Genomic DNA, 12197 nt, shown 5'->3' with positions numbered 1-12197 from the left:
GACTGACCATGGCGCTGGCCAAACGCATCATCCCTTGCCTGGACGTCGACAACGGTCGGGTGGTCAAGGGCGTCAAGTTCGAGAACATCCGTGACGCCGGCGACCCGGTGGAAATTGCCCGTCGCTACGATGAGCAGGGTGCCGACGAGATTACCTTTCTCGACATCACTGCCAGCGTCGACGGCCGCGACACGACGCTGCATACCGTCGAGCGCATGGCCAGCCAGGTGTTTATCCCGCTGACCGTGGGTGGTGGCGTGCGCACCGTGCAAGACATCCGCAACCTGCTCAATGCCGGTGCGGACAAGGTCTCGATCAACACCGCCGCGGTGTTCAACCCCGAGTTTGTCGGCGAAGCCGCGCAGCACTTTGGCTCGCAATGCATCGTCGTCGCCATCGACGCCAAGAAGGTTTCCGGGCCGGGCGAAACCCCGCGCTGGGAGATCTTCACCCACGGCGGTCGCAAACCTACCGGGCTGGACGCAGTGGAGTGGGCGATGAAGATGGAAGGCCTGGGCGCTGGTGAAATCCTGCTGACCAGCATGGACCAGGACGGCATGAAAAACGGCTTCGACCTGGGCGTGACCCGCGCCATCAGCGATGCGCTGGGCATCCCGGTGATCGCTTCCGGTGGTGTCGGTAACCTGCAGCACCTGGCCGACGGCGTTATCGAAGGCCACGCCAGCGCGGTGCTGGCGGCGAGCATTTTCCACTTTGGCGAGTACACCGTTCCCGAGGCAAAGGCCTACATGGCGGCGCGCGGAATCGTCGTACGCTAAACGTCACTGGACACCATGACAGGCTCGCGGCACTCTGGGGCCTGCCATGGATTCCGGTAACCCTTGATGCTCAAAGACCTGCTTCTTGCCCTCGCCAGTTCCTCCATTTTATTGGCGGGTTCGCCCCATGCTGCCGAGCCGTCTGGTGATTCCCTGGTGTTGTTGACGGAAAACTTTCCGCCTTACAACATGGCGAAAAACGGCAAGAACTTCGCCAAAGATGAAAACATCGAAGGCATCGCCGCAGACATCGTGCGCGAAACCTGCAAGCTTGCCGGTATTTCCTACAACCTCACCCTGCGCTTCCCCTGGGAGCGAATCTATAAACTCGCCCTGGAAAAGCCCGGCTATGGGGTCTTTGTCATGGCCCGCCTGCCGGACCGTGAAGCGTTGTTCAAATGGGTCGGCCCGATTGGCCCGGATGATTGGGTGTTGCTGGCCAAGGCCGACAGCCCCATTCAGTTGACCGATCTTGAGCACGCCCGTAGCTACAAGATCGGTGCCTATAAAGGCGATGCCATTGCCCAGACCCTGGAAAAACGCGGGCTCAAGCCGATTATCGTGCTGCGCGACCAGGACAATGCGCAAAAGCTCATGGAGGGGCAGATTGACCTCTGGGCCACTGGCGACCCTGCTGGGCGCTATCTGGCGCGCCAGGTCGGTGTTTCCGGACTCAAGACGGTGCTGCGCTTCAACAGCGCCGAGCTCTATCTGGCGCTGAACAAGGAAGTGCCGGATGAGGTAGTGGCCAAGCTGCAGGCGGCGCTGGACCAGTTGCGTAAAGAGGGTGTCGTTGACGAGATCATGACGCGCTACCTGTAGGAGCGAGCTTGCTCGCGAAAAACTCACAAGCGCCGCGTTTAACCAGGCAGCTCGCGTTATCGTTGACGGTTTTCGCGAGCAAGCTCGCTCCTACAGGTTTCAGCGGTAAATTCCGTCCTTGCCGTGCCCAGCCATGGCCCGGTTGCTGCGCACACTGATCATCAGCTTGATATCAATCCACTCGATGCCCTGTGCCTTGAGCTTGGGCAGTTCGCGCTCCAATACCGCCAGGGTCTGCGGATAAGGATGGCCGATCATCACGGCCGAACCCTGTTTGTGGGCCAGCTTGATAGCGGTCTGCAACTGCGTGGTGATGGCCGCTTCGGTGCGTTCGTCATCGAGAAATACATCCCGCGAGACATGCGCCAGGTCAATCTTCTGCGCTTCAGCGGCGGCCACGGTCTTGGCGCTGGTGCGGCTGTCGACAAAGAACTTGTGGCGGCGTTGCAGTTCACCCATCAACCAGGCCATGGCGCCAGGCTCGGCGGTCATGCGGCTGCCCATATGATTGTTGATGCCTGCGGTGTAGGGCACAGCCTTGAACGCCGCGTCCAGGCGCTTGCCCAGTTCTTCGATGGGCAGCTCCGGGTGCCAGGCGAACGGGCCGGTGGCGGGGTCCATGGGCATGTGCAGGATCACGATCTTGCCGGCCTTGTGCGCCTCGCGGGCAAATTCGGCGGCGTGAGGGGTGTCAGGCATGATTGCTGTGGTCACCGGCCCGGGCAGGGCCAGCACGCGGCGGTCGCGGGGCAGGTTCTGCCCGAGGTCGTCGATGATCAGCGTCAGGTAAGCCTTGTGGGGCTGGTTGGCAGGGTTCGCCTGGGCGACCCCTGCCATGCAGCACAGCAAAGCGATGATCAGGGCAAAACGCATATCAACGGCTGCGCGTAATGCTCAAGCCCTTGAGCAGGCTCAGCGCCTGGGCCAGCTGGTAGTCATCGTCCTGAGGCATCGGCTTGGCTTTCGGGCCGCTGCCGGTTGGCTGGTCGGCACCGCCGTTGCCATTGCCCAGGTGACCTTGCAGGTCGGCTTCCTTGAAGTACTCGTTGTCGGTCTCGTTGGTGATCTTGGCCCGACGAACTTCGATATCCGGGACGATGCCCTGGGCCTGGATCGAGCGACCGTTAGGCGTGTAGTACAACGCCGTGGTGATTTTCAGTGCGCGTTCGTTGTTCAGTGGCAGCACGGTCTGCACCGAGCCTTTGCCGAAGCTGGTGGTGCCCATCAGCACGCCGCGTTTCTGGTCTTGCAGGGCGCCGGCGACGATTTCCGAGGCCGAGGCGCTGCCACCGTTGATCAGCACCGCCAGTGGGACGTTTTCGCTCAGGTCCTTGCCGGTGGCCGAGAAGCGCAGTTCGGAGTTGGCGATACGACCCTTGGTGTAGACGATCAGACCCTTGGTGATGAAATGGTCGACCACTTCCACCGCCGATTGCAGTACGCCGCCCGGGTTGTTGCGCAGGTCGAGGACGATGCCGTTGAGCTTCTTGCCGTTGTCCTTGCGCAACTTGGCCAGGGCCTTGGCCACTTCGTCGCCGGTCTTGACCTGGAACTGGGTGATGCGGATGTAGCCGTAGCCGGACTCCAGCAACTGGCTCTTCACGCTCTTGACCGTGATGGTGGCGCGGGTCAGGGTCACGTCAAACGGGCTGCCGCCGTCGCGTACCAGGGTCAGGGTGATTTTCTGGCCAACCTTGCCGCGCATCTTGTCGACGGCTTCGGTCATGGTCTGGCCCCGGGTCGGCTGGCCGTTGATCTTCACGATCAAGTCGCCAGCCTGGATGCCGGCCTTGGACGCCGGGGTGTCGTCGATCGGCGACACCACCTTGATGATGCCGTCCTCGGCGCCGACTTCAATGCCCAGGCCACCAAATTCGCCGCTGGTGCTTTCCTGCAGCTCGGCGAAATCTTCCGGGCCCAGGTAGGCAGAGTGCGGGTCAAGGTTGCTGAGCATGCCTTTGATGGCATTTTCCAGCAGAGTCTTGTCGTCGACGGGTTCGACATAGGCTGCCTTGATCCGGTCCATGACCTCGGCAAAGGTGCGCAATTCGTCCAGCGGCAGCGGCGCCTTGGTGGTCGCGGCCATGGCTGACGGGGCGGTCTGGTCGGCGAATGCCATAGGCGCGCCGATTATCAGGGCGATCGTCAGGGCCAGCGATGTGAGGCGGGACAAATGCAGCATGTCGAACGAACTCCTAATGTAGATGCGGCCCTATCCTTGGGCGCGACACCATTGTGCAGGGTCGCTTGGGCGGCCCTGCAGACGAATAGCGAAGTACAGCGCCGGGGTGTCCTGGCCGCCACTGTTACCGACAGTGGAGATGGATTCACCGGCTTTTACAACATCACCTGCGGCCTTGAGCAATGTCTGATTGTGGCCGTACAAGCTCAAATAGCCATTGCCGTGGTCAAGAATCACCAGCAAACCGGCGCCGCGCAGCCAATCGGCAAACACCACGCGCCCGCCGTGGACGGCATGTACCTGGCTGCCCGCGGAGGCGCTGATCATCACGCCGTCCCACTTGGTGCGGGTGTCATCGCCACGGGTTTCACCGAAGCGTGCCAGTAGTCGACCATCAACTGGCCATGGAAGTTTGCCTCGGGCAGTAGCAAAAGGCCCGCCAAACGATTCGCCGGCACTGGAAACCAGTGGGCCAGGTGCTGCGCGCGCGGGTTTGCGCGGGGCGTCGGTGGCGACCGCCTCGGCTTCACGCTGGCGCTTTTTTTCTGCTTCCTGCTGGGCGATCAGCGCTTTTTGCCGCGCTTGCTCGGCCTCGCGGGCCTGGCGGGCCAGGGTTTCCTCGATGGTTTTCAGCACTTTGGCCAGATCGGCCTGGTCCTGCTGGCGCGCCTGGAGCTTGGCATCCCGGGCTTTTACGTCGCTGTTGAGCTTGGCGAGTGCCTGCTGGCGTTCCTTGCGCACCTTGTCCAGTTCGTCGCGCTGGGTGTCGAGGCTGCTTTTGTGGGCCAGCAGTTGGCTTTGCTGGTCAGCGATTTCCTGCTCGACATTGGCCAACTGGCGCAGGGTCTCGTTGAAGCTTTTGAGTTGCTCCAGGCGCGCAGTGCTCAGGTAGTCGTAGTAGGTCAGGGTGCGGGCGAATTTTTCCGGGTTCTGCTGGTTGAGCAGCAGCTTGAGGTATTCCTGGCGGCCGTTCTGGTAGGCGGCACGGGCCTGGATTGCGATCAGGCGTTGTTGTTCAACGCGCGCGCTCTGGAGTTTTTTTTTCTCAGCGTCGAGTCGCTCCAGTTCCGACTCGCTTTTCTTTAGTTCTTTTTGCAGCTCCTGGACCTGCTTCTCCAGCTTGCCCATTTCGGTTTCCGTGCCGCGCAGGTCTTTCTGCACCCCGGATTTTTCTTCCTGGAGTTTGCCGAGCAGTTTTTTCAGCTCGGTAATGTCCTGACGCGTAGCGTCCAACTGTTGTTGGGTTTGCGCGCGCTCGTCGGCAAAGGCCGGTTGGAGCAGGCAGACAAGAGCAAGGGTAATCAAGGCGCGAAGCATAGAGGCGGGCGACACCAGGGAAAGGGACGGCCTAGTATGCCCGGCCCACGCGGCAAAAAAAACGTCCAATTCGGGCTGGCGGGCAAGTTAGGCGCCCAGTGGCGCGGGTGTGGCTAAAAGCCATCTTCAAAAACACCACCTACCCATGTGGGAGCGGGCTTGCCCGCGATTGCGTTGTGTCAGCCATGGAAATATCGACTGATCCGCCGCTATCGCGGGCAAGCCCGCTCCCACATTGTTTGGTGGTGGGTTTGAAAATTAGACCAGGATCGACGTACCGGTCATTTCGACAGGCTTCTTGAGCCCCATCAGCATGAGCATGGTCGGTGCCACGTCTGCCAGCACGCCGCCTTCGCGTACCTTGAAGTCGCGCTTGCCCACATAAATGAATGGTACCGGCTCGGTGGTATGCGCGGTGTGGGCCTGGCCGGTGGATTCGTCGGACATCTGCTCGCAGTTGCCATGGTCGGCAGTGATCAGCGCTTCGCCGCCAACCCTCTCCAGGGCATCGACGATGCGACCTACGCACAGGTCCAGGCATTCCACGGCCTTGATCGCCGCTTGCAGGTTGCCGCTGTGGCCGACCATGTCGCCGTTGGCGTAGTTGACCACGATTACGTCATAACGCTGGTGTTCAATGGCGTCGACGATCTTGTCGGTGACTTCCGGTGCGCTCATCTCTGGCTGCAGGTCGTAGGTGGCGACTTTCGGCGACGGGATCAAGATGCGCTCTTCGCCGGGGAACGGTTCTTCGCGCCCGCCGGAGAAGAAGAAGGTGACGTGGGCGTATTTCTCGGTTTCGGCAATGCGCAGTTGGGTCTTGCCGTTTTTGGCAAGGTAATCGCCCAGCACGTTTTCCAGGCTGCCCGGCGCGAAGGCCGAAGGGGCCGGGATGCTGGCGGCGTATTGGGTCAGCATGACGAAACCTGCCAGTTTGGGCTGGCGGGCACGTTCGAAGTCCTTGAAGGCGTCATCGACGAACACATGGCTCAGTTCGCGGGCACGGTCGGCGCGAAAGTTCATGAACACCATCGCGTCGCCGTCTTCGACTTTCACCGGCTCGCCGATGGTGGTGGCCTTGACGAACTCATCGCTCTCGCCACGGGCGTAGGCCGCTTCCAGACCTTGCTGGGCGGTGGCGGCGTTGAATTCGGCGTTGCCGTCGACGATCAGGTTGTAGGCCTGGGCCACGCGGTCCCAGCGGTTGTCGCGGTCCATGGCGAAGTAGCGGCCAACCAGGCTGGCGATACGGCCCTTGCCGAGCGCGGCGAAGGTCGCGTCCAGCAGCTCGATGGACGATTGCGCGCTTTTGGGTGGGGTGTCGCGGCCATCAAGGAAGGCGTGCAGGTAGATCTTCTCGGCGCCGCGCTTGAAGGCCAGTTCGGCCATGGCTACAAGGTGGTCCTGGTGGCTGTGCACGCCACCGTCGGACAACAGCCCCATGAAATGTACGGCCTTGCCGGCGGCAACGGCTTTATCCACCGCAGCGCAGATGGTCGGGTTCTCGAAGAACTCGCCATCGCGGATGGCTTTGGTCACGCGGGTGAAGTCCTGATACACCACTCGTCCGGCGCCCAGGTTCATATGGCCGACTTCGGAGTTGCCCATCTGCCCGTCCGGCAGGCCGACGTCCATGCCGGAACCGGAGATCAAACCATTGGGCACCGTGGCGCACAGGCGGTCTAGAACAGGCTTGTTCGCCGCGAATACCGCGTTGTCGTGGGGGTTTTCACTGTGACCGAAGCCATCGAGAATCATCAGGACCAAAGGTTTAGGCGTGGTAGTCATAGATCCTCTCGCGGCGGTATTAAAGGAAGGCGATTGAAAAGTGAGTGGCAGTTTAAAGCGAAGTTCCGATGCCGTCACCGCTTTACGGGGCTTGGCCCCCCATGACGGCTGTGTATACTTACCGCCATTTTAACGCCCTGGAACCTCCTTGATGGTTGATCACCTGATTGCATTTGCTACCTCTCACTATCTGCTGGTCGGTGCCTTCGTCGTACTGCTGGCGCTGCTGATTGCTCATGAAGTGAGCCGTGGCGGCCGTAGCCTCAGCACGGGCGAGCTGACCGCGCTGGTCAACAAGGACCAGGCCGTAGTGGTTGACCTTCGTCCGGTTAAGGATTTTGCCGCCGGTCACATCGTTGGTGCGCTGAATATTCCCCAGGACAAGCTGATCGCCCGCATCGCCGAGCTGGAAAAGCACAAGGCCAAGACCATTATCCTGGTCGACGCCCAAGGCCAGCACTCCGGCGGCCATGCTCGCGAACTGATGAAAAGCGGTTTCACCGCGGCCAAGCTGTCGGGTGGTATCTCCAGCTGGCGCGCCGATAACCTGCCGTTGGTGAAGTGATATGAGCCAGGTTGTCGTTTATTCCAGCGATTATTGCCCCTATTGCACGCGAGCCAAGCAGTTGCTCCAGAGCAAACAGGTTGCCTTCGACGAGATCAAGGTCGATGGCAAGCCCCAGGTGCGTGCCGAGATGGCCCAGAAGGCGGGGCGCACTTCCGTGCCGCAGATCTGGATCGGCAGCAGGCATATCGGTGGATGCGACGACCTGTTCGCCCTGGAGCGCGCCGGTAAACTGGATGCGCTGCTTCACGTCTGACTCCAAAAACCTAAAAGACCCCAAGATCAAGAAGGATCTGCGAGATGACTGACCAACAGAACACCGAAGCGGCAGCAGCAGAAGAGGCTCAAGGCCCACAGTTTTCCCTGCAGCGTATCTACGTGCGTGACTTGTCGTTCGAGGCCCCTAAAAGCCCGGCGATCTTCCGCCAGGAGTGGACTCCAAGCGTTGGCCTGGATCTGAACACCCGTCAAAAGCAACTGGAAGGCGACTTCCATGAAGTCGTGCTGACCCTGTCGGTCACCGTGAAGAACGGTGAAGAAGTGGCGTTCATCGCTGAAGTGCAACAGGCCGGTATCTTCCTGATCCAGGGCCTGGACGATGCGTCCATGAGCCACACCCTGGGCGCGTTCTGCCCGAACATCCTGTTCCCGTATGCCCGCGAGACTCTGGACAGCCTGGTCACCCGTGGTTCGTTCCCGGCGCTGATGCTGGCCCCGGTGAACTTCGATGCCCTGTACGCGCAAGAGCTGCAGCGCATGCAACAGGAAGGCGCGCCGACGGTTCAGTAAGCCTTCGATGCATAAAAAAGCGCCATCACAGGCGCTTTTTTTATGCACTGCTAACGCCTGTAGGCGCGAGCTTGCTCGCGAAAAGCGTCAACGATGACGCAGCGCTATTAGGTAGCCCACGTCGCCTGTTGGTTTTTCGCGAGCAAGCTCGCTCCTACAGGGAGAAGGGGTGTTACTTGAAACCGAGCTGGCGCCAGCCTTCGTAGACGGCAACGGCCACGGTGTTGGACAGGTTCAGGCTGCGGCAGCCCTCGCGCATCGGCAAACGCAGGCGCTGGCCGTCGGGCAGGGCGTCGAGGACCTCTGCCGGCAAGCCACGGCTTTCCGGGCCGAACAGGAAGGCGTCCCCCTCGGCAAAGCTGGCATCATGAAACGGCCGCGAACCTTTGGTGGTGAACGCAAACAGCCGTGGATGGCCCAGGCTTTCCAGGCAACTGGCAAGGTCGGCGTGGCGTTGCAGGGTGGCGTATTCGTGATAGTCCAGGCCTGCGCGACGCAGGCGCTTGTCGTCCATCTCGAAGCCCAGCGGCTCGATCAAATGCAGGTGGCAGCCACTGTTGGCGCACAGCCTGATAACGTTGCCGGTATTCGGCGGAATTTCTGGTTGAAAAAGGATGACGTGAAACATGCACGGCTCCGAAGGTAAAGATGCAGCGCATTCTACCCCTGAAGATGATCCCAGGCCGCAGCTATTGCCCAGAGTCTTGGGCTCACTGGCGATTGTCGGCCTGATGGTGGGCCTGATGATCGGTCGCCTGACCACCCCGGACCCGGTTGAGCTGCTCCAGGTGGAGCCTGCAACCGATGGCCTGGTGGTGTGGTTCAACAGCGAGCCGAAGCTGCACGGCGAACATATCGACGGCACCGTGGCGCTGCTGTTCGACGCGCTGGGTACGGCCCAGGCGGGACAATTGAAGGTCAATGACAAGGATGTGAACTGGCGGGTGCGCAAGGCTGACAAAGGGTTGCTGCTGAACCTGGTGGCGGCGCGGCCGCTGCGCGGGGAATGGTCGGGCAAGGCGGTCGATGACCGCTGGCGGCTGGAGATCCATCTCCTGGAGCAATAAAAGAGGGAGTTCCCGGCCTGCCTGTACCAGGGCTCCCAAAACGGTGTGAAGCTCGAATTAAAGAGGGGATTCTCGGCCTGCCTGTACCAAGGTCCCCGAAACTGGGTAGTACAAGGGTTAATGCAGGGTGCGTGCCAGAGTTGGCTGAGGGTGCAAAAAATCTTATCCAGAAAGCGAAAAGCCCCGATTTACGGGGCTTTTGTGTTTTCGGCGTTCAGGATTTCTGTGAAAACGACCCTGGGTTTGTGCGCGATGCCGGTTCGCGGTGCGTTGAAGCGGTGCACGATCCCGCGACAGGATGAAGATCCCACAGGGGGGATCTTCAGTGGCCTGGAGGGCTGTGCTCAGCCCTCTTCTCCCTCGTCATCCTCCCCGCCATCAACCTTCATCCCCAATTCCTTGATCTTGCGGGTCAAGGTGTTGCGGCCCCAGCCCAGCAGCACGGCGGCGTCACGCCGGCGGCCGGCAGTGTGCTTGAGGGCGGTCTCGATCATGATCCGCTCAAAGGTTGGCACGGCGCTGTCCAACAGGCTCGACTGGCCACGGGCCAAAGCCTGGTCGGCCCATTGGCGCAGGGCTTGTTCCCAGTTGGTCACCGGCGCCGAATCCTGCGGCAGGCTCAACAACTCGGGTGGCAGGTCGCTGATATGCACTTCGCGCCCGGACGCCATCACCGTGATCCAGCGGCAGGTGTTTTCCAGCTGGCGCACGTTGCCTGGCCACGGCAGGTTCTTCAGGTATTCCTCGGTTTCCGCCTTCAGTAACTTGGGCTCCACCGCCAGCTCCTGGGCAGCGCGGCTGAGGAAGTGACGGGCCAGGGTCGGGATGTCTTCGCGGCGGTCCGACATCCGTGGAATATGGATGCGGATCACGTTGAGGCGGTGGAACAAGTCTTCCCGGAACTTCCCGGCGTGTACCAGGGTTTCCAGGTTCTGGTGGGTCGCGGCGATGATCCGCACATCGACCTTGACCGGCGTGTGGCCACCCACGCGGTAGAACTCACCGTCAGCCAGCACCCGCAGCAGCCGGGTCTGGGTATCGGCCGGCATATCGCCGATTTCATCCAGAAACAGTGTGCCGCCATCCGCCTGTTCAAAACGGCCACGACGCAGGTTGGCCGCGCCGGTAAACGCGCCTTTTTCATGGCCGAACAGCTCGGACTCCATCAGGTCCTTGGGGATTGCCGCCATGTTCAAGGCGATGAACGGCGAGGCGGCCCGTGGGCTGTGACGGTGCAGGGCATGGGCGACCAGCTCTTTGCCGGTGCCGGACTCACCGTTGATCAGCACGGTGATGTTGGAGTGGCTCAAGCGCCCGATGGCGCGAAACACTTCCTGCATTGCCGGCGCTTCGCCGATGATCTCCGGGGTGCGGGTCAGTGTGGGCACGACGGCCTGGCCCTGCTGTTCCTGGGCGTGCTGGTTGGCGCGCTTGACCAACGCCACCGCTTCATCGACATCGAATGGCTTGGGCAGGTATTCGAAGGCACCACCCTGGTAGGACGCGACAGCGCTATCGAGGTCCGAGTGCGCGGTCATGATAATCACCGGCAAGCGCGGATGCTGCTCGCGGATCCGCGCCAGCAAGTCCAGGCCACTGGCGCCGGGCATGCGGATATCGGAGATGATCACATCAGGCTGCTGGCGTGCCAGGCGGCTCATCACCCCGTCAGCGCTGTCGAAGCTCTGGGTGGTCATGCCTTCCTGTTGCAAGGCTTTCTCCAGGACCCAGCGGATGGAACGGTCGTCATCGACGATCCAGACAGTTTCACTACGGCTCATGTCGATGGGGCTCCTTGTTCCAGTGGCAGAAAGATCGAAAAGGTCGTGTGGCCGGGATGGCTGTCACATTCGATCAAGCCCTGGTGCTGGCTGATGATGTTCTGGGTAATGGCCAGGCCCAGCCCGGTACCGTCCGGGCGGCCGCTGACCATCGGGAAGAAAATGGTTTCCTGCAGTTCGGCCGGGATGCCCGGACCGTTGTCGATGATCTCGACCTTGGTCACCAGGCGATGGCGCACGTGGCCGATGGTGAACTGGCGCAGGGCGCGGGTGCGCAGGCTGATGCGGCCCAGACGCAGCTCATTCTGGCTGCTGATGGCCTGCATGGCGTTGCGCACGATATTGAGTACCGCCTGGATCATCTGCTCGCGGTCGATCAACACGTCGGGAATACTCGGGTCATAGTCGCGCACCAGGGTGATGCAGCCCTGGCTTTCGGCCTCCACCAACTGGCAGACGCGCTCCAGCACTTCATGCACATTGGTCATCGCCAGCGACGGCAGCTTGTTGGAGCCGAGCATGCGGTCCACCAGGTTACGCAGGCGGTCGGCTTCCTCGATGATGACGTTGGTGTAGTCCTTGAGGTGCTCATCCGGCAGCTCGCGGGCCAACAACTGTGCGGCGCCGCGAATCCCGCCCAGGGGGTTCTTGATCTCGTGGGCCAGGCCGCGCACCAGCATCTTGCTGGTTTCTTGCTTGGACAGTTGCGCCTCTTCCTTGGTGATCCGCAGCAGGCGATCACGGGGGTGGACTTCCAACAGCAGCAGGGTCGCACCTTTGCTCAGGATCGGCGTGACCGCGTAATCAACGGTCAGGGTCTGGCCGGTGAGGGCGGTGAGCATCGCTTCGCGCTTGGTGAACGGGTGGGCTTGCTCCACGGCCTGGCGCAGCGAACTCAAGGCCTCGGCGGACTCGGTGAACAGCTCGCTGATGAATTGTCCATGGCTGCGCTGACCGCTGATGGCCAGCAGCATCTCTGCCGCGGGGTTCATGTACTCAAGGCGCAATTGGTCATTGAGCAGGATGGTCGCGGTGGTCAGGTTGTCGAGTAGCAAGCGGTGCAGTGCGTCGCTGATGGTCATTAGGACCTCTTTTGGAGCAAGGCGC

13 protein-coding genes are annotated in these 12197 nt (G+C 61.4%); 6 read left to right on the top strand and 7 right to left on the bottom strand.

Annotated elements, in window-relative coordinates:
• The first annotated feature begins 8 nt into the window (after positions 1-8).
• Together hisF and H097_RS21315 are read left to right on the top strand one after the other, a co-directional pair.
• The gene (gene hisF, locus H097_RS21320; protein ID WP_003171107.1) at positions 9-779 is read left to right on the top strand and encodes an imidazole glycerol phosphate synthase subunit HisF; all 771 of its coding nucleotides are present in this window, start codon (positions 9-11) and stop codon (positions 777-779) included.
• Between the two features lie 66 nt (positions 780-845).
• Complete coding sequence (locus tag H097_RS21315; protein ID WP_032862289.1) at positions 846-1601, top strand: ABC transporter substrate-binding protein; 756 nt, start codon at positions 846-848, stop codon at positions 1599-1601.
• 99 nt (positions 1602-1700) lie between these two features.
• Here the strand turns inward: H097_RS21315 and H097_RS21310 are convergent, their stop codons facing one another.
• From H097_RS21310 to gpmI, 4 genes are all read right to left on the bottom strand, one after another.
• Entirely contained in the window at positions 1701-2474 is a 774-nt protein-coding gene (locus H097_RS21310; RefSeq protein ID WP_032862288.1) for a divergent polysaccharide deacetylase family protein, read from the bottom strand.
• Position 2475: 1 nt separating this feature from the next.
• Positions 2476-3783 (bottom strand): S41 family peptidase, encoded by a 1308-nt coding sequence (locus tag H097_RS21305; protein ID WP_032862287.1) that lies wholly within the window; start codon positions 3781-3783, stop codon positions 2476-2478.
• A gap of 30 nt (positions 3784-3813) precedes the next feature.
• Positions 3814-5100: a murein hydrolase activator EnvC gene (locus H097_RS21300; protein ID WP_032862286.1), complete on the bottom strand. Its 1287-nt coding sequence runs from the start codon at positions 5098-5100 to the stop codon at positions 3814-3816.
• A gap of 258 nt (positions 5101-5358) precedes the next feature.
• Positions 5359-6888 (bottom strand): 2,3-bisphosphoglycerate-independent phosphoglycerate mutase, encoded by a 1530-nt coding sequence (gpmI, locus tag H097_RS21295; protein WP_032862284.1) that lies wholly within the window; start codon positions 6886-6888, stop codon positions 5359-5361.
• A gap of 151 nt (positions 6889-7039) precedes the next feature.
• Here gpmI and H097_RS21290 point away from each other — a divergent pair, with 151 nt between their 5' ends.
• Genes H097_RS21290 through secB form a run of 3 tightly spaced genes read left to right on the top strand, consistent with a single transcriptional unit; the run spans position 7040 to position 8242 of the window.
• Positions 7040-7453: a rhodanese-like domain-containing protein gene (locus H097_RS21290; protein ID WP_032862282.1), complete on the top strand. Its 414-nt coding sequence runs from the start codon at positions 7040-7042 to the stop codon at positions 7451-7453.
• A 1-nt stretch (position 7454) separates the two neighbouring features.
• Entirely contained in the window at positions 7455-7709 is a 255-nt protein-coding gene (gene grxC / locus H097_RS21285) for a glutaredoxin 3 (RefSeq protein ID WP_032862280.1), read from the top strand.
• 44 nt (positions 7710-7753) lie between these two features.
• Positions 7754-8242 carry a protein-export chaperone SecB gene (secB, locus tag H097_RS21280; RefSeq protein WP_032862279.1) on the top strand — a complete coding sequence of 163 codons (489 nt, stop codon included), beginning with the start codon at positions 7754-7756 and terminating at the stop codon, positions 8240-8242.
• Positions 8243-8414: 172 nt separating this feature from the next.
• On the opposite strand, the gene H097_RS21275 is transcribed toward secB, so the two are convergent.
• Positions 8415-8870, bottom strand: a complete 456-nt coding sequence (locus H097_RS21275) for a tRNA (cytidine(34)-2'-O)-methyltransferase (RefSeq protein WP_032862277.1) — start codon at positions 8868-8870, stop codon at positions 8415-8417.
• On the opposite strand from H097_RS21275, the gene H097_RS21270 reads away from it, so the two are divergent.
• The gene (locus H097_RS21270) at positions 8869-9309 is read left to right on the top strand and encodes a hypothetical protein (RefSeq protein WP_032862276.1); all 441 of its coding nucleotides are present in this window, start codon (positions 8869-8871) and stop codon (positions 9307-9309) included. The genes H097_RS21275 and H097_RS21270 overlap by 2 nt on opposite strands.
• A gap of 344 nt (positions 9310-9653) precedes the next feature.
• On the opposite strand, the gene ntrC is transcribed toward H097_RS21270, so the two are convergent.
• Together ntrC and glnL are read right to left on the bottom strand one after the other, a co-directional pair.
• Positions 9654-11090, bottom strand: coding sequence for a nitrogen regulation protein NR(I) (ntrC, locus tag H097_RS21265; RefSeq protein ID WP_032862275.1), 1437 nt, complete (start codon positions 11088-11090; stop codon positions 9654-9656).
• Positions 11087-12172, bottom strand: coding sequence for a nitrogen regulation protein NR(II) (gene glnL / locus H097_RS21260; protein ID WP_032862274.1), 1086 nt, complete (start codon positions 12170-12172; stop codon positions 11087-11089). Before glnL ends, ntrC begins: the two co-directional genes overlap by 4 nt.
• Positions 12173-12197 lie beyond the last annotated feature (25 nt).

It is taken from the genome of Pseudomonas sp. FH4 (assembly GCF_000510915.2).
GTDB classification, from domain to species: Bacteria; Pseudomonadota; Gammaproteobacteria; order Pseudomonadales; family Pseudomonadaceae; genus Aquipseudomonas; species Aquipseudomonas brenneri.
Note: the sequence above shows the minus strand (reverse complement) of the source record. Positions and strands in the feature narration are given on the sequence as shown.